Source organism: Pseudomonas sp. KH_046_1, from assembly GCF_057839025.1.
The window spans coordinates 6,151,083-6,171,678 of the sequence record NZ_CM174481.1; the positions used below are offsets into that span (position 1 = coordinate 6,151,083).

A 20,596-nucleotide genomic window follows, 5' to 3' on the forward strand; every position below is an offset into this window, starting at 1 on the left:
TGAATACGGGTAAACTGGCCGCCTTTCCCTGAGGAGCCTGCCATGAGCGAGCCAACCGATATCGACAACGACGAAGAAGAGTTCGCCGAAAGCACCCTGATCCAGGCCATCGAAAACCAGATCGAAAGCGACAACCCGCCAGCGGCCAAGGCGACGTTCAACAAGCTGACGCTGGTGGGTTACGAGCGGGAAGAAATCCTCAACCTGATGGCTCACGTTTTGGCAGTGGAAATCGACGCGATCCTCGAAGAAGACCGCGCGTTCAACACCGAATGGTACGAAGCTGCGCTGCGCGCATTGCCCGAGTTGCCGCCGGAAAAGCAGTAAGGCCCACCCCTTCCCTGTAGGAGCAGCCGGTCGACGCTCGATCGCTCGCGAAAAACCCGAGAACGCCGCGGGGCATCAGGTTTCCAGCGTTATCGTTGACGACCTTCGCGAGCAATCGAGCGTCGACCGGCTGCTCCTACAAAGAAAAAACCCTGTCGCGAGCACTGGACATGCCGGACAAGCGGGTTCACCTTAGGGGCGCTGTCGTCCAATTCCTAGAAAGTCTGGAGTCCTTATGTCGCTTACCCCTGAGTTGGTTGCCGAACTGGAAATCCTCGCACTCTTCAACCTGGACAGTTCCCAGGAAGGTTTGAAAATTCATCAGACCGCTGCCCCAAAAGCCATTGCCGCTGCCAAACGCCTATTTGAAAAAGATCTGATCGACCAGCCTGATGGCGGCTATCTGACCAGCCTGGGTCGTGACGCCGCGCAAAATGTGCAAACCGTGCTCACCATTCTGAGAGCCGAAGAAACAGCCTGAATTCCCCCGCATCGCCCACGGAAACCCTGCTGAAGGATTTCCGTGGGCGCATTTCGATGCCCGTTGTAGCCCGCGCGATAGAAATCTGACGCCAGAAATACAAAATCAGCTTAAAAGTCTCGTGACCCAGGCGCTAAACTCCCCCTCACCTGAGCCCCCACGTCCGAGCCCTGCGAGCCGGTTTGAGCTGACATGACGCGCACCCATGAAATCCGCCCCGATCTGGACGAGGGAATCGACCGCAAGGTTCTCAGCCAGCTGCGCGCACGCTTCCTGAAACTCAACGAAGGACGCATGGCTCGCGCCATGGAAGGGTTGTCTACCCGCCAGCAAGGGGTCCTGACCTTGCTGCCGCTGTTTTTCCACGTCAACCATCCGCTGTTGCCCGGCTACGTTTCTGGCAGTACGCCGGCCGGGCTGTCGAATTTCGAGCCGGATGCCAATGTCCTCGCTGAAGCCCAGCGCCTGACCCGCTCGTTTTCCTACAAGCCGCGCCACGGCAGTAACCCGCCGAGACCGATTCACGGACTGTTCCTGATGGGCAGCCTCGGCACCCTGGCGCAGGCCGACCAGAGCGACATGGATGTGTGGGTCTGCCATGGGCCGGATCTGACCGAGAACGAACTCGCCGAGCTGCGCAAAAAATGCCAGTTGTTGGAAGCCTGGGCCGCCAGCCAAGGCGCCGAAGCGCATTTTTTCCTGATCGACCCGAGCCGTTTCGTCCGTGGCGAGCGCGATACCCAGCTGAGTTCGGAAGATTGCGGCACCACCCAGCACTACCTGTTGCTGGACGAGTTTTACCGCACCGCGATCTGGCTCGCCGGGCGGACACCAATCTGGTGGCTGGTGCCGGTCTACGAAGAGTCGAGCTACGACCGTTACACCCACACCTTGATTTCCAAACGCTTCATCCGTGCCGATGAAACCCTCGACTTCGGCAACCTGGCCTACATCCCGCCCGGCGAATTTATCGGTGCCGGGCTCTGGCAGTTGTTCAAGGGCATCGAGTCGCCCTACAAGGCGGTACTCAAGCTGCTGCTGACCGAGGTTTACGCCAGTGAGCACCCCAGGGTTCATTGCCTGAGCCTGCGCTTCAAGCAAGCAGTATTCGCCAACCGGCTCGACCTCGACGAACTGGATCCGTACGTCGTGGTGTACCGGCGCATCGAGGAATACCTGATCGCCCGCAACGAACCGGAACGGCTGGAGCTGGTACGTCGCGCGCTGTACCTGAAGGTCAATCGCAAACTCACCGGCAACAACCGCACCCAAAGCTGGCAGCGCTCTTTGCTCGAACGCCTGGCCCACGAATGGCACTGGGACCAGCGCCAACTGGCCCTGCTCGACAGCCGCAGCCAGTGGAAAGTCCGCCAGGTCAGCTCCGAGCGGCGTGCACTGGTCAACGAGCTGAACTACAGCTACCGCTTCCTCACCCAGTTTGCCCGTCACGAACAAACGGCCAGCCGCATCAACAAGCGCGACCTGAGTGTCCTCGGCCGTCGTCTGTACGCCGCTTTCGAGCGCAAGGCCGGCAAAGTCGAACTCATCAACCCCGGCATCGCCCCGGACCTCGCTGAAGACACCCTGACGCTGGTGTACGCCCCGAACAAGAAAGAACCGGGGCAAGGCCAGTGGGGCTTGTACAACGGCAGCCTGACGGCACTGGAGTGGGAGCATTTCGCGCCGATCAAACGCAGCCGTCACTTGCTCGAACTGCTGACCTGGTGCCACCGCAATGGCGTAATCGACAGCAGTACCCGTCTGGCCTTGCACCCCGGCACCAGCGACTTGAGCGAATTCGAACTGTTCAACTTGCTCGGCAGCCTGCAACAGACCATCGCCCTGCCCTTGCCCACCGTTGCCGAAGAACCTCTGTTGCGCGCCAGCGTGCCGAGTGAAGTGCTGATTCTGGTGAATGTCGGCATCGATCCGCTCAAGCATCATCGCGACCTGAACATCCTCATGACCACCGAGCGCACCGACTCCCTGAGCTACGCCGGTGTCCGGGAAAATCTGGTGCTGACCCTGGACCAGGTCACGCTCAATAGCTGGAACGAAGTGCTGGTCGGCCGCTACGACGGTCCCCATGCCCTGCTCGACTGCATCCGCGACTACCTCAACAACCTGCCGGCCGGGCCGCAACAGCCGAAGTTGAGGGTGCGTTGCTTCTGCCATAACCGCGCGCAGTTCATTGCCCAACGGGTCGAGGAAATCCTCGATACCGCGCAGAACCTGCTGCTGAGCCGGCTCAATCATCGCTACCTGATCCAGGTCCAGCAGCACTACCACGTGCTGGAGTTGGTGCCGGGCCAGGTCCAGCACATCGCGCTGGCCACTCTGCCAGCGTTGATCGATTACCTGGGCGAGGAAGTGGCGAGTTACAGCCCACTTCACCTGGACCCAAAGGCACTGGAAGACCACGACCTCGCGCTATTCCTGCCAACGGGCCAGCCGGACTGCATTCAAGTGTTCTACCGGGTTATCGAAGATCAGGCTGATCTGTACGTGCTCGATGAGTTCAATGCCCTGTGGCAGCAACGCCTGCCCTGGCACGATGAGCAAAGCCTGCTGGTGCCGCTGCAGCGTTTCCTGCAATCGATCCAGTACCGCCGTGATGCCCTGCTGCCGATGGACGCGACCCACCCCTCGAGCCTCGACACCCTGTATTGCCAGTTGCTGCCGTCAGGTCCTGGCCGGGCGCGCCGCATCGAAGCCCGGCCGGAGTCGCAGACGCCGGTGAACAAGCCGTTCTACGACGTGCAGGCGATCGTCGGCAAAGCCGCACCGGGTCAGGTGCAGGTGACGTTGTATTGCAATCAACGGGAGTTTTCCGAACTGGAACATGGCGACCAGCTGTTCCGCGTGGTCGCCCGGGAAATCGTCGGGCAGCGCCGGGAAACCGAACGCTACCGTTGTTACATCACCGACCTCGACTTGTCAGGCCTGCTGGGCGAAGGCCAGAGTTCCACCCATCTGTACCTGCGCTACAAAGCCGACCTGGAGTACGCGTTGAACGAGGCGCTCGATCAGGTCTGAGGGATGTCACTCCGGGAACGCGCCGCCATTGGCCGGCTGTGATTCGACTTCCAGCAGCGTCAGCTTCAGGGTCTTGCCGCCCGGAGCTGGCCAATCGATGTGCTGGCCAACCTTCAGGCCGAGCAGCGCGCTGCCCACCGGCGCCAGGATCGAGACCTTGCCTTCGTCGGCGTTCGCATCCTTGGGGTACACCAGGGTCAGGTGATAGTCCTTGCCACTGCCTTCTTCGCGGCAATGCACTCGGGAATTCATGGTCACGACATCCGCCGGCACTTCATCGTGGCCGACCAGGGTATCGGCGCGATCCAGTTCGGTTTGCAAAGCAATAACGCCCGGCAGCGTGTCGTCCAGGCTGTCGATCAGACGCTCCAGACGCTGGACGTCCAGACGGGTAAGGGTGATGGAAGGTGCGGTCATGGTCTGGGCAGACTCCTTTCTTCTGCACGAAAAAAGCAAAACCCCGCCAGAAAAAGGCGGGGTTTTCATCAGCCTCGGTGGGTTGAGGCGTTTCCGGACACTATCACAGCTCAAAAAATATACAAGCCGCCACTCGGCGGCGTAGGAGCTGCCGTAGGCTGCGATCTTTTGATCTTGTTCTTCGGCAATCTTCAGAGCTGCCAAAAGATCGCAGCCTTCGGCAGCTCCTACAGAGTGTCGGCCTTGCGATTCGCCGCCTGCTCGCAAATCACCCGCCGACGTTCGTCATCGGCCGAACGCCATTCGCGGATGTCTTCGACATGACGGAAGCAGCCCAGGCAGACTTTCTGCTCGTCCAGCCGGCACACACCGCTGCAGGGCGATGGCACCGCTTGGCTGACGTTGCTGTAGAGCGGCTTGGGCGCACGGACAGGCGCAGGCTGGGTCACGATCTCACAGACCTTCGAAATCGAGCTCGACACCGGCCTGCTGCTGGACGATACGCTCAAGCATTTCACCCAACTGCTCTTCGCTCTTGTCACACATCCAGCGCTCGCTTTCTTCGTCGTAGTCGAAGTGGAAACCACCGGACACCGCCGCCAGCCACAGCTGACGCAGCGGCTCCTGGCGACTGAAGATCAACTGGCTGCCGTTCTCGAACTTGACGGTCAGCACACCGGCCGAGCTTTCGAGGTCGATATCCAGGTCGCTCTCGTCAAAGATGTCCTCCAGGGTTTGCTGGGTGGCATCGACAAGGTCATGGAAACGCGCTTCGGACAAACTCATTACGGCAACCTCAAAAAGTGTCTGATCAGGCTCAAGCGCCGCAAGATACGACCGAGCCCCGTCGATTGCAAAGGATAACGACCAGTAGCTTACCTAATGAAATGGCTACCCCCCTCACACCCTGTGATCGCTTTCTAAACTTTCACAGGGTGTCTTTCGGAGGCTATTGCCATGAACAACGTTGCTATTGTCGCTATCGATCTAGGGAAACATACCTTCCATCTGCATGCGCAAGATGATCGCGGTCATGAGCTCTACCACAAGAAATTCAATCGCGCAGGGCTGGCCAGGCACCTGGCCAGCCTTGAGCCGTGCGCGGTGGCGATGGAGGCCTGCGGTGGCGCCCACTACATGGCACGAGAAGCGGCAAAATGGGGGCATGTACCCAAACTCATTGCCCCCCATCTCGTGCGTCCCTACGTAAAAAGCAACAAGAACGACTTCGCCGATGCCATGGCGATTTGCGAGGCGGCGAGCCGCCCGACCATGCGTTTTGTGTCCCCTAAAACCGAGTCGCAACAAGCGCTGGCCATGCTCAATTCGCAACGTGACGCCTACATCAAGGAGCGTACGGCCAGCGTCAATCGGATTCACGCCGGTCTTTTAGAGGTCGGTATCAGCCTGTCCCCAGGCTTTCACGCCATCAAGGAACTGCCAGCGCTGCTGGAGGAATGTTCATTTTCTGCGCAGATCAAACAACTCCTGCTGGGGCTGCGTGAGCACTTCAATTATCTGGACGGGCAGGTCAAGGCTCTGGACAAGCAGGTTGAACGTCAGGCCGCTGAAGATGATCTGGCCTCTCGCCTGATGACAATTCCTTGCGTAGGCCCGATCACCTCCAGCGTCCTGGCTGCGGAGCTGGGCAACGGCCAGCAGTTCAAGTGCGGTCGAGACTATTCAGCCTCGATTGGGTTGGTGCCCAAGCAACACTCCACCGGCGACAAGACGGTACTTTTGGGCATCAGCAAACGCGGAGACCGAAATCAGAGACGGCTGTTGATCCAGTGCGCCCGTGTGTATCTGATGGGGCTGGAACGACAGACAGGAGCGCTGGCCGATTGGGTCCGCCAGTTGCTGGCTCGCCATCATTCCAACCGTGTGGTCTGCGCCTTGGCCAACAAACTGGCAAGAATCGCCTGGTCGATCGCCGCTCACCACGATGAATTCAAGGCGAGGCCAAGCGCGATGAACGCTTGACCTCGCTGCCACCCGAGCACCACCCACCTGGTTTTGCGATGCTGGATAACAGATGACGTGAACGGCCAACCGGCCTGACGACTACCCTGGGCTCCCACAAGGCTGAAAAAGCCTTTTCACTATGAAGGGCCGTCAGGCGCGATTCTCATCGAGGCGCAGGGTCGCCACCCAGACGCCGGATAGATGAAAGCAAGCCAAACACGCATCAAAAACAGTATTGCAGAAATGGGGGGTATCCATAGATGTGGGAGCGGGCTTGCTCGCGATGGCGGCCTCACATTCAACATTGATGCGCCTATTATGGCCTCATCGCGGGCAAGCCCGCTCCCACAGGGTTCGATGTGCTTGCGGCCAAGCCCCGCCGGACGGGCGGTCCGTTGCATAGGCAAGCTGCCGGGTGGCCGGTATACTCTGGCGCAATTAATGCATTTTCAAGGATTTCGCCATGAAGCGCCTGATCTCTTCCTTTGCTGCGCTCCTCGCGGTTGCCTGTCTTGTGTCGGCCTGCGGTCAAAAAGGCCCGCTGTATCTGCCCGATGCAGACCAGGACCCTGTCGAGCAAGCCAAGTCGTCGCAGCAGCAGCCTGCTTCCAAAGCACACAAGCACGACGTCTACCAATAATAAGGGAACCTCATGGACGCTTTTAACTACCGTGACGGTGAACTGTTCGCGGAAGGTGTTGCCCTGTCTGCCATCGCCGAGCGCTTTGGTACACCGACCTACGTTTACTCGCGCGCGCACATCGAAGCCCAATACCTGGCTTTCGCCGATGCACTGGCCGGCATGCCGCACCTGGTGTGCTTTGCTGTAAAGGCCAACTCCAACCTGGGTGTACTGAATGTCCTGGCGCGCCTGGGCGCCGGTTTCGACATCGTCTCCCGTGGCGAACTGGAACGTGTACTGGCCGCTGGCGGCAGCGCCGACAAGATCGTGTTCTCCGGCGTCGGCAAGACCCGTGACGACATGCGTCGCGCCCTGGAAGTCGGCGTGCACTGCTTCAACGTCGAATCCACCGACGAGCTGGAACGCCTGCAAGTGGTCGCCGCCGAACTGGGCGTTCGCGCGCCGATTTCGCTGCGCGTGAACCCGGACGTCGATGCCGGCACCCACCCGTACATTTCCACCGGTCTCAAAGAGAACAAGTTCGGCATCGCCATCGCCGACGCCGAAGACGTGTACGTGCGTGCCGCGCAGCTGCCGAACCTGGAAGTGGTCGGCGTCGATTGCCACATCGGCTCGCAACTGACCACCCTGCCGCCGTTCATCGACGCTCTCGACCGCCTGCTGGACCTGGTCGATCGCCTCGGCGATTGCGGCATCTACCTGCGCCACATCGATCTCGGTGGCGGCCTGGGCGTGCGATACAAGGACGAGGAGCCGCCACTGGCTGCCGACTACATCAAGGCCGTGCGCGAGCGTCTCGACGGTCGTGACCTGGCGCTGGTGTTCGAGCCAGGCCGCTTCATCGTCGCCAACGCCGGTGTATTGCTGACCCAGGTCGAATACCTCAAGCACACCGAGCACAAAGACTTCGCCATCGTCGACGCCGCCATGAACGATCTGATCCGCCCGGCGCTGTATCAGGCCTGGATGGACGTCACGGCCGTGCGCCCGCGCACCTCTGCTGCCCGCGCCTACGACATCGTCGGCCCGATCTGCGAGACCGGCGACTTCCTGGCCAAGGATCGTCAGCTGGCGCTGGAAGAAGGCGACCTGCTGGCCGTGCATTCGGCCGGTGCCTACGGGTTTGTCATGAGTTCCAACTACAACACCCGCGGCCGTACCGCAGAAGTGTTGGTGGACGGTGATCAGGCATTTGAAGTGCGTCGCCGTGAAACGGTAGCCGAGTTGTTTGCTGGCGAAAGCCTGCTGCCGGAGTAAAACCATGCTGCTGCGTTTTACCAAGATGCACGGCCTGGGCAATGATTTCATGGTCCTCGACCTGGTCAGCCAGCACGCGCACATTCTGCCCAAGCATGCCAAGCAATGGGGCGACCGGCACACCGGCATCGGTTTCGACCAGTTGTTGATCGTTGAAGCGCCGAGCAATCCGGACGTGGATTTCCGCTATCGGATCTTCAACTCCGACGGCTCCGAAGTGGAGCAGTGCGGCAACGGTGCGCGCTGCTTCGCCCGTTTCGTGCTCGACAAGCGCCTGACCGCAAAGCGGCAGATCCGCGTCGAGACCAAGAGCGGTATCATCGAGCTCGACGTGCGTAACGACGGCCAGATCAGTGTCAACATGGGCGCCCCACGCCTGGTGCCGGCGGATATTCCGTTCCAGGCGCCGGAGCAGGCCAAGAGTTATCAGGTCGACGTCGACGGCACCCCGGTCGATCTGGCCGCCGTGTCCATGGGCAACCCCCATGCCGTGCTGCGGGTTAGCGATATCAACAACGCGCCGGTGCATGAGCTGGGCCCGAAAATCGAACATCACCCGCGCTTCCCGGCACGGGTCAATGTCGGTTTTCTCCAGGTCATCGACCGGAGCCGCGCGCAGTTGCGCGTCTGGGAGCGTGGAGCCGGGGAAACCCAGGCTTGCGGAACCGGCGCCTGTGCCGCTGCAGTGGCCGCGATCAGCCAGGGGTGGATGGATTCGCCGCTATTGATCGACCTGCCTGGCGGGCGTTTGTCCATCGAATGGGCAGGCCCTGGCCAACCGGTGATGATGACCGGCCCGGCAGTGCGCGTATATGAAGGACAAGTGCGTCTTTGAGTGAGCGAAATCCATGACCGACAAGCCTCCGGTACCCGCACGACAAGCTGACGAATCACCGTCCGAAAGCCTGGAGGCGGCGGCTGTAGCCGCGTACCTGGAGGCTCATCCGGACTTCTTCGTCGAGCATGAAGAACTGCTCCCGTCCCTGCGCATCCCCCATCGGCGCGGCGATACCGTGTCGCTGGTGGAGCGTCAGATGACCATCCTGCGCGACCGCAACATTGAACTGCGCCATCGCCTGTCGCATTTGATGGACGTGGCCCGGGACAACGACCGGCTGTTCGAGAAGACCCGTCGCCTGATCCTGGCGCTGATGGATGCCGCCAGCCTGGAAGACGTAGTGATGTGCGTCGAAGACAGCCTGCGCCAGGAATTCCAGGTGCCCTTCGTCAGCCTCATCCTGCTCGGCGACAACGCCATGCCGGTGGGCCGTTGGGTCACCCACGCCGAAGCACAAGTGGCCATCGGCGGTTTGCTCTCGGAAGACAAAAGCGTCAGCGGCAGCCTGCGCGAGCATGAACTGGACTTCCTGTTCGGCGAAGAACAGCGCAAGCAGATCGGTTCCACCGCCGTCGTCGCCATCAGCCACCAGGGCATCCACGGCATCCTGGCCATTGCCAGCCGTGATCCGCAGCACTACAAAAGCTCGGTGGGCACCTTGTTCCTGAGCTACATCGCTGAAGTCATGGGTCGCGTGCTGCCACGGGTCAACAACTCACTGCGCTCGGTACGCTGAACATGGAACGGCAACTGGACGCTTACTGCGAACACCTGCGCAGTGAGCGGCAGGTGTCGCCGCACACGCTGTCGGCCTACCGCCGCGACCTCGATAAAGTGCTGGGCTGGTGCGTCAAACAGAATATCGGCAGCTGGACGGCGCTGGACATCCAGCGCCTGCGTAGCCTGGTTGCCCGCCTGCACGCCCAGGGTCAATCGTCCCGCAGCCTAGCGAGATTGCTGTCGGCCGTTCGCGGGCTCTATCACTACCTGAACCGCGAAGGCCTGTGCGATCACGACCCGGCCAATGGCCTCGCACCGCCCAAAGGCGAACGCCGCCTGCCGAAAACCCTCGATACCGACCGCGCCCTGCAACTGCTGGAAGGTGGTGTGGAGGATGACTTTCTGGCTCGCCGGGACCAGGCGATACTCGAACTGTTCTACTCCTCCGGCTTGCGGCTGTCGGAGCTGACGGGGCTCAATCTCGATCAGCTCGACCTGGCTGACGGCATGGTCCAGGTGCTCGGTAAAGGCAGCAAGACCCGCCTGCTGCCGGTAGGAAAAAAGGCCCGCGAGGCCCTGGAGCAATGGCTGCCATTGAGAGCCATGACCAACCCGGCAGACGATGCGGTGTTTGTCAGCCAGCAAGGCCGCCGCCTCGGCCCCCGGGCGATCCAGGTGCGGGTCAAGGCTGCCGGCGAGCGCGAACTGGGGCAGAACCTGCATCCGCACATGCTGCGGCACTCCTTCGCCAGCCATTTGCTGGAATCCTCCCAGGACCTGCGGGCAGTGCAGGAACTGCTCGGCCACTCGGACATCAAGACCACGCAGATCTACACCCACCTGGACTTCCAGCACCTGGCCACGGTCTACGACAGCGCCCACCCACGGGCCAAACGCATTAAGGGCGACGATTCATGAGCATTCAGTTGATCACCTTCGACCTCGACGACACCCTGTGGGACACCGCCCCGGTAATCGTCAGCGCCGAAGCCGTTTTGCGTGAATGGCTGACCGAGCACGCCCCCAACCTTGGGGCTGTGCCGGTGGAGCATCTGTGGGCCATTCGCGAGCGCGTATTGAGCAACGAGCCTGGCCTCAAGCACCGCATCAGCGCCCTGCGTCGGCGGGTGCTGTTCCATGCACTCGAAGAGTCCGGTTATGGGCATGACGAAGCCTCGGACCTGGCGGACAAGAGCTTTGAAGTGTTCCTGCATGCCCGGCATCAGATCGAAGTGTTTCCAGAGGTCGAACCGACCCTGGAAATCCTCGCCAATCATTACACCCTCGGCGTGGTCACCAATGGCAACGCCGATGTGCGCCGGCTGGGCCTGGCGGATTACTTCAAGTTTGCGCTGTGCGCCGAAGACATCGGCATCGCCAAACCCGACGCACGATTGTTCCAGGAGGCCTTGCAGCGCGGTGGCGCGACCGCTGAATCGGCGGTGCACATTGGCGATCATCCGGGCGATGACATTGCCGGTGCGCAGCAGGCGGGAATGCGGGCAATCTGGTTCAACCCGGCGGGCAAAGTCTGGGAAGCCGAACGGTTACCGGATGCGGAGATTCGCAGCCTGACCGATTTGCCGGCGTTGCTCGCGCGGTGGAATTCGGTGTCGGCCTGACGAAAAAACCTGTGGGAGCGAGCTTGCTCGCGATAGCGGACTGACAGTCACCATGTCGGCGTCTGGTCTACTGCCATCGCGAGCAAGCTCGCTCCCACAGGGATCACCACAGGTTTCAAATTTTTGATTCAGGCATGAAAAAGCCCGCAGCGACGGCGGGCTTTTTCAGCAAGCGGGTAGCAGGCTCAGATAGGCCGGCTGCCGTACTTGTTGTCCGGCTTCTTGGGCGGATCGGCGACCACATTGGCCTCCACTTCCTGCACCTTGCCACCCTTGGCCAAAAACTCCTCCATGGCCCGCGCGAGAGCATCGCGTTCCTTGTTCTTGGCTTCGACGCTCGGCAGCTCATCGACCGATACCGCTGCCTTGGCCTTGCCTTTGGCGGTCGGAACCGGCGCATCACCACCGTCGTCTTCAGCGACGTCTTCCGCCGCTGCTTCCAGACCTTCTTCGGTTTCGTCGTCGCCTACTTCGAGGTCGTCGTTTTCCAGATCATCGTCGCTCATGTTCTACCTCATGACTTGCGAAAAGCAGATTAGTTATAGCCCAGCTTTGCCCTCTGTCGAAGGCTGCAGGAAAAAATTCAACAGCCGCTGCTGACCAGCGGCTATGCCTCTTCACCGTGTACGGTGGCGAGGACTTTACGGGCACCGCCATGATCACGGTGCTCGCCCAGATAAACGCCTTGCCAGGTTCCCAACGCCAACCGGCCTGCCGCAATCGGCAAACTGAGCTGACAGCCAAGCACGCTGGCCTTGAAGTGCGCCGGGAGGTCGTCCAGGCCTTCGTCGTTATGCTCATAGCCGTCTGCTCCTTGTGGGATCAGACGATTGAAAAATCGTTCGAAGTCGCGACGTACCGCCGGATCGGCGTTCTCGTTGATGGTCAACGACGCCGAGGTATGCTGCAGCCACAAATGCAACAGACCAACCCGACACGCCTTGAGTTCAGGCAAGCCGGCGAGTAACTCGTCCGTTACCAGATGAAAGCCCCGGGGCCTCGCCCGCAAGGTAATCAGAGTCTGTTGCCACATACAGTTCTCCGCACGTTCGGGGCGCATTCTAGCGCGCTCTGGGAAAAAACAAAGGCCCTAATATTCCTTCAGTCCTGTAAGCCTTTGGCCGCACAAAAACACCCGACGTAAACATCGTAAAACCTGTAGGAAAAAACCTTTCAGCTCAGCCTTCAATGACAAATTCCAGACAAAAAAATGCCCGGCAAGCCGGGCAGGTTTTTATACGCTTGCTTACAAGTTGTAGCCGCGTTCGTTGTGAAGCGCCAGATCGATGCCGACCGCTTCTTCTTCTTCGTTGATACGCAGGCCCATGACCGCATCCAGCACCTTGAGGATGATGTATGTGGCGATCGCGGTGTAGATCACCGTGAAGCCTACGCCTTTGCACTGAATCCACACTTGTGCGGCGATGTCGGTCACGGTGCCGAAGCCACCCAGGGACGGAGCAGCGAACACACCCGTCAGGATTGCGCCGAGGATACCGCCGATACCGTGCACGCCGAAGGCGTCCAGGGAATCGTCATAGCCGAGCTTGCGCTTGAGGGTGGTGGCGCAGAAGAAGCACACCACGCCAGCTGCCAGACCGATTACCAGCGCGCCCATCGGGCCAACGGTGCCGGCAGCCGGGGTGATTGCCACCAGACCGGCAACCACGCCCGAAGCGATGCCCAGTGCACTAGGCTTGCCGTGGGTGAGCCACTCGGCAAACATCCAGCCCAGTGCAGCAGCAGCGGTAGCAATTTGAGTCACCAGCATCGCCATGCCGGCGGTGCCGTTGGCCGCAGCGGCGGAACCGGCGTTGAAACCGAACCAGCCGACCCACAGCATGGCCGCGCCCATCAGGGTGTAACCGAGGTTGTGCGGCGCCATCGGCGTGGTCGGGAAACCCTTGCGCTTGCCCAGCACCAGGCAGGCAACCAGACCTGCTACACCTGCGTTGATGTGCACCACGGTGCCGCCGGCGAAGTCGAGCACGCCCCAGTCCCACATCAGGCCACCGTTGCCGGACCAGACCATGTGCGCGATCGGCGCATACACCAGGGTGAACCAGATGCCCATGAACACCAGCATCGCGGAGAACTTCATCCGCTCGGCGAACGCACCGACGATCAGCGCCGGGGTGATGATCGCGAAGGTCATCTGGAAGGTAACGAACACCGCCTCAGGGAACAGCGCCGCAGGGCCGGTCAGGCTGGCTGGCGTTATGCCGGCGAGGAATGCCTTGCCCATGCCGCCGAAGAACGAGTTGAAGTTGACGACGCCCTGCTCCATGCCCGTGGTGTCGAACGCGATGCTGTAGCCATAAATGACCCACAGGACGCTGATCAGACCGGTAATGGCGAAGCACTGCATCATCACGGAAAGAATGTTTTTCGACCGGACCATGCCGCCGTAGAACAGCGCGAGGCCGGGAATTGTCATGAACAGCACCAAGGCTGTCGAGGTCATCATCCAGGCGGTGTCGCCGGAGTTGAGGACTGGGGCCGCCACTTCGTCTGCCGCCAGAGCAAGGCTGGGCATTACGATGGACAACAGGGCTCCTAGCCCTGCGAATTTACGCAGAGTCATATTGTTTTCTCCTGGGGCGTTGGGTTTGTGGCGGCTTAGATTGCGTCGGTATCGGTTTCGCCGGTACGGATGCGAATCGCCTGTTCCAGATTGACCACGAAGATCTTGCCGTCACCGATCTTGCCGGTGTTGGCCGCCTTGGTGATGGCCTCGATTACCCGGTCCAGATCCTTGTCGTCGATGGCGACGTCGATCTTCACCTTGGGCAGGAAATCGACCACGTATTCCGCGCCGCGGTACAGCTCGGTGTGACCCTTCTGCCGACCAAAGCCTTTGACTTCAGTGACGGTAATGCCCTGCACGCCGATCTCGGACAGCGACTCGCGTACGTCGTCCAGCTTGAACGGCTTGATGATGGCAGTGACTAGCTTCATGAAAACTCTCTCCCGAATTGGTGGACTTGCCCCAGGAAAACAAACCCGACTCAAGTCTAAGCGCAGTGCCTGGCTTTGTAACGCATCGTCGGCCTTACCTGCCCGTTCGACGCCAGCTAACCGCTCCTGACGAAGCACTCCCCGTGTTTCGCTTGGCGCACTGCATTCGTCACAGCGACTGCATCAGTGCATGGGTCACCAGCATCTAAGCAGAAACCTTGCCATCTCCACAAAACTCATAGTTTTCAATCTTTTGCTGGCAGATGTCTGCCATATCGCAACAACACTCGCCTGGTTACGCACAATAACGGTGCGACGCCGTCCGTCCCCATGCGCGAAAAGCGTGCGCCCTTCGCCTGCGCAAATGACTATAGACACTGCGTGATACACTGCCCGTCATTGTTTCCAGGACATTGCCCATGCTCGCGCCAAAAGACTTCCTCGACGCCCTGACCGGCACCGCCTCCCGACTTTTCAGCGGCGACACGCCTCTGCCGAAAGCCGAAATCGAAAGCCAGTTCAAAATGTTGCTGCAGAGCGGCTTCAGCAAACTGGATCTGGTGAGTAGGGAAGAATTCGATAGCCAGATGGTTGTATTGGCGCGCACCCGGGCGCGGTTGGAGAGCCTTGAGGTGAAGGTGGCTGAGCTGGAAGCGAAGCTGAATCCGCCAACCGAATAAATTCTGATGTGAAATGCAGTCCCCTTGTGGGAGCGAGCCTGCTCGCGATTGAAGGTCGGAACGACCTTGCGCTTCATCTGTAGGAGCTGCCGAAGGCTGCGATCTTTTGATCTTCAGCCCCGCAACAATCCCGGCAACGTCCTACAAACATCACACCGCCGTCCGATTGCGTCGCTAGGTATCCGGTCTCTAAGCTCATCCCCAGCTGAATGCTCAGCACTGGGTTTGGCGACCTGGATAGCATCCGACGCACCGCGACCACATTCGATTCAGGGAATTATCCCATCTCGAATTATGGCGGCTGTGCGTGGGAGACCTTCAGGTCTGCCGGTTTGTCCGGATGCACCGGTTCGCCAACCCGCGCGCAGCTGCCACCCTTTCGTTTGGCGACGAACAGAGGCAGCTTCCTTCATACGCATCCGGAGTTGCAAAATGGAAGAAAGCTATCTAATCCCTCATGTCTTCACCCGCCACAAACTCCACCTCCACGCCCTACTAATACAAAACCAACCCTGGTTCAGCGCCCGCGACCTAGGGCGACTTCTACGCATCTACCTCAACGACCGCCAAGTCCGAAAACTCGACCCCGACCAATACCAAACAGCCAAAACCCTCATCCACGGCCACATCGAAAACACCCTGCTGATCAGCGAATCCGGCGTCTACGCCTTGCTGGTCTATCACTACTGCCCCGAATACCGAGCCTTACGCGAATGGCTCACCCACGAAGTTGTTCCCGCCCTGCGAGATGCCCAATACCCCACCACAACCGAACGCCCGCAACTGAGCCTGCTCAACTGGCCGGAAATGTCGTTGAGCCTGCTGCACTGGAACAACCAGCCATGGATTCGGTTGCAGGATGTGCCGCAGATGATGACAGAGCAGGATCAGGCAAGACGCCCGGTAAAACCGTGGTGGAAGCGGGCTTCACGTGTCTTGCAGTCGCTTTGAACATTTTAACGTTCAACCACGCTCGATCTGGGCTGAGCGCAACTCGTAGGTCGATTGCAGATTCAGCCAGAAATCGGGTGTGGTGTTCAGGTCGATGGATAGCTTTTGCGCCAGACCAACACTGACACCGCTCCGCTGATTCACAACATCGCTTATTTCCGCCTCTGGCTCGTTCAGCGAGCGAGCCAGAGCATCGGTTGTAACGCCCAGTGGCTTCAAAAACGCCTCGCTGAGTATTTCGCCAGGATGAATCGGGCGCATCCCATTCCTGTTCATTCACGCCTCCTAAGGCTGCATTCAGCGAGATCATAAGCAGCAACCTTCACCCGGCAAGACCATCCACGCTCTTTCACCGAAGTCCTTCATCTTTCTCGGCGCGGTCCTACAAAAAGCGGCTCTCCAGCCTGATTTATCAGTCCTCACCCTTTTCTTTACGCTTTTCGCATCGTCAATCTAACTCCTAGGCACAGGAGGTCCATGATTCACAAAAAGCGAAAAGCCAGGCTGTTGCTCATCGTTCAGTATCATGCTGAAGCGCTTCGACTAGCTGGTAATATTTCAGCCAATCAACAACGATTTCTTGATGTCGCTGCGGCTCACGGCAAAGACCTTGAACCTCCGGGCTTACTTGCCGGTAAAAGAGCCTGAAACTGTCTACCAAAGGACCGCCTGAATGGCGGTTTTTTTCTGCCCGCCCGCCTGGCGACGGCTCGCAACATCCTGCGAAAATTCACCTTCTCTCACGCCACGCGAAATACTCATCTCCTGACTACCCTTGAAAAACCGCAGGAAGCGGCTCCCCGTAATTTCAAGGAACGACCATGTCCCTCTCCATCGTCCACAGCCGCGCCCAGATTGGCGTGGATGCGCCCGCCGTTACCGTCGAAGTCCATCTGGCCAACGGTCTGCCCTCGCTGACGATGGTCGGCCTGCCCGAAGCGGCGGTGAAGGAAAGCAAGGACCGGGTGCGCAGCGCGATCATCAATTCGGGGCTGCAATTTCCGGCGCGTCGGATCACGCTGAATCTGGCGCCAGCGGATTTGCCCAAGGATGGCGGGCGGTTCGATCTGGCGATTGCCCTGGGGATTCTCTCGGCCAGCGTGCAGGTGCCGACGCTGACGCTGGATGACGTGGAGTGCCTGGGGGAGCTGGCGCTTTCCGGTGCCGTGCGACCGGTCCGCGGGGTGCTGCCGGCGGCATTGGCGGCGCGCAAGGCCGGGCGCTGGTTGATGGTGCCGCAGGCGAATGCCGAGGAGGCTTGCCTGGCGTCGGGGTTGAAGGTGATTGCGGTGGATCATCTGCTTCAAGCGGTCGCGCATTTCAATGGCCACACGCCCATCGAACCCTACGCCTCCAACGGTTTGCTCTACGCCAGCAAACCCTATCCCGATTTGAATGAGGTTCAGGGGCAAATGGCGGCCAAACGTGCGCTGCTGATTGCGGCAGCGGGTGCGCATAACCTGCTGTTCAGCGGGCCACCGGGTACGGGCAAGACACTGCTGGCGAGCCGATTGCCAGGGCTGTTGCCACCCTTGGCCGAAAACGAAGCACTGGAGGTCGCAGCGATTCAATCCGTCGCCAGTTGTGTGCCACTGAGCCATTGGCCACAGCGCCCCTTCCGACAACCACACCATTCCGCCTCAGGACCGGCACTGGTGGGCGGTGGCTCGAAACCACAACCGGGCGAAATCACCCTCGCTCACCATGGCGTGCTGTTCCTCGATGAACTCCCGGAATTTGATCGCAAGGTATTGGAGGTGTTGAGAGAGCCACTGGAATCCGGCCACATCGTGATTTCCCGCGCCAAGGACCGCGTACGCTTCCCGGCGCGCTTTCAACTGGTCGCCGCGATGAATCCCTGCCCCTGTGGATATCTTGGCGAACCGAGTGGTCGTTGTTCCTGTACGCCGGACATGGTTCAGCGCTATCGCAACAAACTGTCGGGGCCACTGCTGGATCGTATTGATCTGCACCTGACGGTTGCTCGCGAAGCCACGGCATTGAATCCTGCGTTAAAACCCGGCGACGACACTGCCACCGCCGCCGAGTTGGTTGCCGACGCACGAGAACGGCAACAAAAGCGCCAAGGCTGTGCCAATGCCTTTCTCGACTTGCCGGGCTTGCGCAGACACTGCAAGTTATCCACAACAGACGAAACCTGGCTGGAGACGGCGTGTGAACGACTGACCTTGTCACTGCGAGCGGCCCATCGACTGCTCAAAGTAGCGCGCACTCTTGCGGACCTTGAACAAGTCGATGAGATCAGACGCGAGCACTTGGCCGAAGCGCTGCAATATCGGCCAACAAGCCAGTAGCCCAAATTTGTAAGCGGCTTTTCGGAAAGATGGCGAAAATCAACCCTTGGTAAGGTCAACCAACGGCGTCTGCCGCACCTCAGTCTCCCGCCCACCTTGAATTTCGCTCACCTGCTTCAGCGCCTTATCCACAGCGGCCTTATCCGCCAGCAAGGCGTAGCTGATGCGGAACTGCTTCTGCTCCTTCGGCCCAATCATTGGCACCAGGTTCAGTGGCCGCTGATACCGGCGGTTGTAGGAAAAACTCGTGCCTGGCTCCAGCCCCGTGACATAGCCCTGCCCTTGGGTATCGGTGTTTTTCCACAGGGAGAACACGGGCAGTGTTTGAGTGTTGAAACCGACCGAGACGCCCAGGCTGCCGGCCTTGTTATGCAGGACGGTCAATGTATCGCCCTTGGCATCGGCGTACGGCACTACGTTGTAAACCGTTTCGTCGTAGTCCTTGGTCGGTGCGCGATAGGTTTGCCAGTCCGGCAAATCGCTTTTGGCTTTATCGTTGAACGGCGACACCTGTTTCACCGGCGCGGCGAAGCGGGCGCCCTGCTCCAGGAATGGGGTGCTGAAGTTGCTGTGATACAGCGCCTGGTATTCCTTTGGATAGTCGCCGTTGTTGGTCAGGGTGTCGTTGAGGGCGAACGCTACGCTGCCGGGCTCGGTGACCAGTTCGGTCGCGACCGAGAAGTCGACTTTCTTGAAAGCCTGCTCTTTCAGCTCGCCGCGCAGGCTGATGGCATACGGTGGTTTTTCATCGATGTGCAGGGTGACTTTGTTGGCCGGGATATTGGCAGCGCGACCGTGCAGGGTCAGCAGTTCGCCGTTGTCGATGCCGGGATGGCCGACCCATTCGTAGCCGCAGCGGGTGACCAGTTCATTGAAGCCTTCCAGCCAGCCCAGGCCACCACGGCCGTTGAGCTCGATGAAGGACGGATTGACCACTTCCTTGACTGGCGAATCCCAACCCATGCGCACGTTACCGACCGAGGCCTGCAGGACGTTCATGCCGCGAGTTGGAACTACCGAAAGTTTCATCGTGCCGTTATCGATGTCGACGATGCTGACGCCTTCCTGCCGACCGCCGTGCAAGGTGCGCAGGGTCACGCTGAAAGGTTTGTCGATTTTTACGCCGAGTTGCTGGCTGGTGATTTGCCAGTTCTGGGCGGCTTTGTCGGTGTCGAGCAGGACGTAATCCCAGGCTAGGGCTTGGGAGGCAGCGGACAGTGCGCTGAGGGCAACGAAAAGTTTGAGTGGGGTCATGGCAATAGCCTTTCTTGGAGTTGTGCCATTTTTATAGACCTGATGAAACGTTTCAGCAAGCATAAAAGTCGAGACATCGGTGGCTTCATCGTTCAGCTCAGATGCACGACATCCGGCAATTCCATGGACCGGACTTCGTTTTGCAGAAAGTCACTGAGCCGGCGCATGCGTTCGCCGCCGGGCCGGGTTTTCGGCCATACCAGGTAATAACACTCGCCACTGGCGACGGCGGTTGGCCACGGCAAACTCAGGCGTCCCTGGGCCACATCCTCCGCCACCATCAGCAAATCGCCCATGGACACGCCATAACCCCGCGCGGCGGCGATCATGCCCAGTTCCAGGGTATCGAACACCTGTCCGCCCTTGAGCGACACCTGATCGGCCAGCCCCATGCGTTCCAGCCAATTGCGCCAGTCGCGGCGGTCCGGCGTCGGGTGCAGCAACTCGGTGTTGGCCAGACGCTCGACATCCCAGGGCTGGTCGCCCCGCAGGTTGGGCGCCCCGACCGGGATCAATTCCTCGGGGAACAGGTAACTCGCCTCCCAGTCCGGCGGGAAATGTCCGTTACCCAGCAGCACCGCACAGTCGAACGGTTCGTCGTTGAAGTCCACCGAATCGATGTCCATCCACGCACTGGTCAGTTGCACTTCGTTACCCGGTTGCAGATGACGGAAGCGACTGAGGCGCGCCAGCAACCAGCGCATGGTCAGGGTCGACGGGGCTTTCATGCGCAAGATGTCGTCTTCGGCGCGCAAGGTATTGCAGGCGCGCTCCAGGGCGGTGAAGCCTTCGCGAATGCCCGGCAACAGCAAACGGGCCGACTCGGTCAATTGCAGGTTACGGCCACTGCGGTGAAACAAGCGGCAGGCAAAATGCTCTTCGAGCGTACGAATATGTCGGCTGACCGCACTTTGGGTAATCGACAGCTCTTCGGCCGCGCGGGTAAACGAGCTGTGCCGCGCCGCCGCTTCGAATGCGCGCAGGGCATACAAGGGAGGAAGACGACGGGACATTGGGAAAGCTCCTACTGCGGGTTTCGCCCACCCTAGCAGAAACTCTCCAGCATGAGTTTTAATCATGCCATCCATCCTATTTATCCCTTTGTGCAAACCGCGCAGAGCGCCGAGAATCG

General features: G+C 59.9%; 24 protein-coding genes. 14 read left to right on the plus strand and 10 right to left on the minus strand.

Translation table 11 applies throughout. The annotated features are described in order from the left end of the window. The first annotated feature begins 42 nt into the window (after positions 1-42). The 3 genes from AC3IT9_RS28250 to AC3IT9_RS28260 all read left to right on the plus strand — a co-directional run bounded on the left by AC3IT9_RS28250 (position 43) and on the right by AC3IT9_RS28260 (position 3,844). A complete protein-coding gene (locus tag AC3IT9_RS28250; RefSeq protein ID WP_046039010.1) occupies positions 43-327 on the plus strand; it encodes a hypothetical protein in 285 nt (94 codons plus the stop codon). A gap of 235 nt (positions 328-562) precedes the next feature. Beyond that, entirely contained in the window at positions 563-808 is a 246-nt protein-coding gene (locus AC3IT9_RS28255) for a TIGR02647 family protein (protein WP_150724924.1), read from the plus strand. A gap of 192 nt (positions 809-1,000) precedes the next feature. Then, a complete protein-coding gene (locus AC3IT9_RS28260; protein ID WP_489271494.1) occupies positions 1,001-3,844 on the plus strand; it encodes a class I adenylate cyclase in 2,844 nt (947 codons plus the stop codon). A 6-nt stretch (positions 3,845-3,850) separates the two neighbouring features. Here the strand turns inward: AC3IT9_RS28260 and rnk are convergent, their stop codons facing one another. From rnk to cyaY, 3 genes are all read right to left on the minus strand, one after another. Next, complete coding sequence (rnk, locus tag AC3IT9_RS28265; protein WP_008050852.1) at positions 3,851-4,261, minus strand: nucleoside diphosphate kinase regulator; 411 nt, start codon at positions 4,259-4,261, stop codon at positions 3,851-3,853. 227 nt (positions 4,262-4,488) lie between these two features. Further along, positions 4,489-4,710, minus strand: a complete 222-nt coding sequence (locus AC3IT9_RS28270) for a DUF1289 domain-containing protein (RefSeq protein WP_150724922.1) — start codon at positions 4,708-4,710, stop codon at positions 4,489-4,491. A gap of 4 nt (positions 4,711-4,714) precedes the next feature. Further along, entirely contained in the window at positions 4,715-5,047 is a 333-nt protein-coding gene (gene cyaY / locus AC3IT9_RS28275; protein WP_008050853.1) for an iron donor protein CyaY, read from the minus strand. A 171-nt stretch (positions 5,048-5,218) separates the two neighbouring features. Here cyaY and AC3IT9_RS28280 point away from each other — a divergent pair, with 171 nt between their 5' ends. From AC3IT9_RS28280 to AC3IT9_RS28310, 7 genes are all read left to right on the plus strand, one after another. Continuing rightward, positions 5,219-6,244 (plus strand): IS110 family RNA-guided transposase, encoded by a 1,026-nt coding sequence (locus AC3IT9_RS28280; RefSeq protein ID WP_489271495.1) that lies wholly within the window; start codon positions 5,219-5,221, stop codon positions 6,242-6,244. A gap of 445 nt (positions 6,245-6,689) precedes the next feature. Continuing rightward, positions 6,690-6,866, plus strand: coding sequence for an LPS translocon maturation chaperone LptM (lptM, locus tag AC3IT9_RS28285; RefSeq protein ID WP_150724921.1), 177 nt, complete (start codon positions 6,690-6,692; stop codon positions 6,864-6,866). Positions 6,867-6,878: 12 nt separating this feature from the next. Then, on the plus strand, positions 6,879-8,126 hold the full coding sequence (lysA, locus tag AC3IT9_RS28290) for a diaminopimelate decarboxylase (protein ID WP_489271496.1): 1,248 nt from the start codon (positions 6,879-6,881) through the stop codon (positions 8,124-8,126). A gap of 4 nt (positions 8,127-8,130) precedes the next feature. After that, positions 8,131-8,961, plus strand: coding sequence for a diaminopimelate epimerase (dapF, locus tag AC3IT9_RS28295; protein ID WP_150753864.1), 831 nt, complete (start codon positions 8,131-8,133; stop codon positions 8,959-8,961). 13 nt (positions 8,962-8,974) lie between these two features. Then, complete coding sequence (locus AC3IT9_RS28300) at positions 8,975-9,700, plus strand: DUF484 family protein (protein WP_150724918.1); 726 nt, start codon at positions 8,975-8,977, stop codon at positions 9,698-9,700. Between the two features lie 2 nt (positions 9,701-9,702). Further along, positions 9,703-10,602 carry a tyrosine recombinase XerC gene (gene xerC / locus AC3IT9_RS28305; RefSeq protein WP_150724917.1) on the plus strand — a complete coding sequence of 300 codons (900 nt, stop codon included), beginning with the start codon at positions 9,703-9,705 and terminating at the stop codon, positions 10,600-10,602. Further along, positions 10,599-11,306, plus strand: coding sequence for an HAD family hydrolase (locus tag AC3IT9_RS28310; protein ID WP_150724916.1), 708 nt, complete (start codon positions 10,599-10,601; stop codon positions 11,304-11,306). The genes xerC and AC3IT9_RS28310 overlap by 4 nt, the downstream gene beginning before the upstream one ends. A 185-nt stretch (positions 11,307-11,491) precedes the next feature. On the opposite strand, the gene sutA is transcribed toward AC3IT9_RS28310, so the two are convergent. The 4 genes from sutA to glnK all read right to left on the minus strand — a co-directional run bounded on the left by sutA (position 11,492) and on the right by glnK (position 14,264). Further along, the gene (sutA, locus tag AC3IT9_RS28315) at positions 11,492-11,812 is read right to left on the minus strand and encodes a transcriptional regulator SutA (protein WP_108217207.1); all 321 of its coding nucleotides are present in this window, start codon (positions 11,810-11,812) and stop codon (positions 11,492-11,494) included. A 101-nt stretch (positions 11,813-11,913) separates the two neighbouring features. Next, entirely contained in the window at positions 11,914-12,339 is a 426-nt protein-coding gene (locus tag AC3IT9_RS28320; RefSeq protein ID WP_150753862.1) for a secondary thiamine-phosphate synthase enzyme YjbQ, read from the minus strand. A 213-nt stretch (positions 12,340-12,552) separates the two neighbouring features. Beyond that, positions 12,553-13,890 (minus strand): ammonium transporter, encoded by a 1,338-nt coding sequence (locus AC3IT9_RS28325; RefSeq protein WP_056726351.1) that lies wholly within the window; start codon positions 13,888-13,890, stop codon positions 12,553-12,555. Positions 13,891-13,925: 35 nt separating this feature from the next. Further along, positions 13,926-14,264 carry a P-II family nitrogen regulator gene (glnK, locus tag AC3IT9_RS28330; RefSeq protein WP_002555808.1) on the minus strand — a complete coding sequence of 113 codons (339 nt, stop codon included), beginning with the start codon at positions 14,262-14,264 and terminating at the stop codon, positions 13,926-13,928. A gap of 419 nt (positions 14,265-14,683) precedes the next feature. Between glnK and AC3IT9_RS28335 the strand changes: the two genes are divergently transcribed. Next, complete coding sequence (locus AC3IT9_RS28335; RefSeq protein ID WP_150753861.1) at positions 14,684-14,944, plus strand: accessory factor UbiK family protein; 261 nt, start codon at positions 14,684-14,686, stop codon at positions 14,942-14,944. 432 nt (positions 14,945-15,376) lie between these two features. Further along, the gene (locus AC3IT9_RS28340) at positions 15,377-15,895 is read left to right on the plus strand and encodes a BRO-N domain-containing protein (RefSeq protein ID WP_489271497.1); all 519 of its coding nucleotides are present in this window, start codon (positions 15,377-15,379) and stop codon (positions 15,893-15,895) included. Positions 15,896-15,907: 12 nt separating this feature from the next. Here the strand turns inward: AC3IT9_RS28340 and AC3IT9_RS28345 are convergent, their stop codons facing one another. Continuing rightward, a complete protein-coding gene (locus tag AC3IT9_RS28345; RefSeq protein WP_489271498.1) occupies positions 15,908-16,171 on the minus strand; it encodes a HigA family addiction module antitoxin in 264 nt (87 codons plus the stop codon). A gap of 201 nt (positions 16,172-16,372) precedes the next feature. Here AC3IT9_RS28345 and AC3IT9_RS28350 point away from each other — a divergent pair, with 201 nt between their 5' ends. Together AC3IT9_RS28350 and AC3IT9_RS28355 are read left to right on the plus strand one after the other, a co-directional pair. Further along, positions 16,373-16,543, plus strand: a complete 171-nt coding sequence (locus tag AC3IT9_RS28350) for a hypothetical protein (RefSeq protein ID WP_191628019.1) — start codon at positions 16,373-16,375, stop codon at positions 16,541-16,543. A gap of 173 nt (positions 16,544-16,716) precedes the next feature. Further along, entirely contained in the window at positions 16,717-18,210 is a 1,494-nt protein-coding gene (locus AC3IT9_RS28355; protein ID WP_489271499.1) for a YifB family Mg chelatase-like AAA ATPase, read from the plus strand. Positions 18,211-18,249: 39 nt separating this feature from the next. Here the strand turns inward: AC3IT9_RS28355 and AC3IT9_RS28360 are convergent, their stop codons facing one another. Both AC3IT9_RS28360 and AC3IT9_RS28365 read right to left on the minus strand, forming a co-directional pair. Further along, positions 18,250-19,464 carry an aldose 1-epimerase family protein gene (locus tag AC3IT9_RS28360; protein ID WP_489271500.1) on the minus strand — a complete coding sequence of 405 codons (1,215 nt, stop codon included), beginning with the start codon at positions 19,462-19,464 and terminating at the stop codon, positions 18,250-18,252. 92 nt (positions 19,465-19,556) lie between these two features. After that, positions 19,557-20,477 carry a LysR substrate-binding domain-containing protein gene (locus AC3IT9_RS28365; RefSeq protein WP_150724909.1) on the minus strand — a complete coding sequence of 307 codons (921 nt, stop codon included), beginning with the start codon at positions 20,475-20,477 and terminating at the stop codon, positions 19,557-19,559. Positions 20,478-20,596 lie beyond the last annotated feature (119 nt).

Bases quoted from the DNA above. Each gene is read 5' to 3' on its own strand.
- AC3IT9_RS28355 (WP_489271499.1), top strand. From the start codon at position 16,717: ATGTCCCTCTCCATCGTCCACAGCCGCGCCCAGATTGGCGTGGATGCG.
- cyaY (WP_008050853.1), bottom strand. From the start codon at position 5,047: ATGAGTTTGTCCGAAGCGCGTTTCCATGACCTTGTCGATGCCACCCAG.
- AC3IT9_RS28320 (WP_150753862.1), bottom strand. From the start codon at position 12,339: ATGTGGCAACAGACTCTGATTACCTTGCGGGCGAGGCCCCGGGGCTTT.
- AC3IT9_RS28310 (WP_150724916.1), top strand. From the start codon at position 10,599: ATGAGCATTCAGTTGATCACCTTCGACCTCGACGACACCCTGTGGGAC.
- AC3IT9_RS28255 (WP_150724924.1), top strand. From the start codon at position 563: ATGTCGCTTACCCCTGAGTTGGTTGCCGAACTGGAAATCCTCGCACTC.
- xerC (WP_150724917.1), top strand. From the start codon at position 9,703: ATGGAACGGCAACTGGACGCTTACTGCGAACACCTGCGCAGTGAGCGG.
- AC3IT9_RS28345 (WP_489271498.1), bottom strand. From the start codon at position 16,171: ATGAACAGGAATGGGATGCGCCCGATTCATCCTGGCGAAATACTCAGC.
- AC3IT9_RS28325 (WP_056726351.1), bottom strand. From the start codon at position 13,890: ATGACTCTGCGTAAATTCGCAGGGCTAGGAGCCCTGTTGTCCATCGTA.
- AC3IT9_RS28300 (WP_150724918.1), top strand. From the start codon at position 8,975: ATGACCGACAAGCCTCCGGTACCCGCACGACAAGCTGACGAATCACCG.
- dapF (WP_150753864.1), top strand. From the start codon at position 8,131: ATGCTGCTGCGTTTTACCAAGATGCACGGCCTGGGCAATGATTTCATG.
- AC3IT9_RS28280 (WP_489271495.1), top strand. From the start codon at position 5,219: ATGAACAACGTTGCTATTGTCGCTATCGATCTAGGGAAACATACCTTC.
- AC3IT9_RS28360 (WP_489271500.1), bottom strand. From the start codon at position 19,464: ATGACCCCACTCAAACTTTTCGTTGCCCTCAGCGCACTGTCCGCTGCC.
- lptM (WP_150724921.1), top strand. From the start codon at position 6,690: ATGAAGCGCCTGATCTCTTCCTTTGCTGCGCTCCTCGCGGTTGCCTGT.
- AC3IT9_RS28365 (WP_150724909.1), bottom strand. From the start codon at position 20,477: ATGTCCCGTCGTCTTCCTCCCTTGTATGCCCTGCGCGCATTCGAAGCG.
- glnK (WP_002555808.1), bottom strand. From the start codon at position 14,264: ATGAAGCTAGTCACTGCCATCATCAAGCCGTTCAAGCTGGACGACGTA.
- sutA (WP_108217207.1), bottom strand. From the start codon at position 11,812: ATGAGCGACGATGATCTGGAAAACGACGACCTCGAAGTAGGCGACGAC.
- AC3IT9_RS28260 (WP_489271494.1), top strand. From the start codon at position 1,001: ATGACGCGCACCCATGAAATCCGCCCCGATCTGGACGAGGGAATCGAC.
- AC3IT9_RS28350 (WP_191628019.1), top strand. From the start codon at position 16,373: ATGATTCACAAAAAGCGAAAAGCCAGGCTGTTGCTCATCGTTCAGTAT.
- AC3IT9_RS28335 (WP_150753861.1), top strand. From the start codon at position 14,684: ATGCTCGCGCCAAAAGACTTCCTCGACGCCCTGACCGGCACCGCCTCC.
- AC3IT9_RS28250 (WP_046039010.1), top strand. From the start codon at position 43: ATGAGCGAGCCAACCGATATCGACAACGACGAAGAAGAGTTCGCCGAA.
- AC3IT9_RS28340 (WP_489271497.1), top strand. From the start codon at position 15,377: ATGGAAGAAAGCTATCTAATCCCTCATGTCTTCACCCGCCACAAACTC.
- rnk (WP_008050852.1), bottom strand. From the start codon at position 4,261: ATGACCGCACCTTCCATCACCCTTACCCGTCTGGACGTCCAGCGTCTG.
- lysA (WP_489271496.1), top strand. From the start codon at position 6,879: ATGGACGCTTTTAACTACCGTGACGGTGAACTGTTCGCGGAAGGTGTT.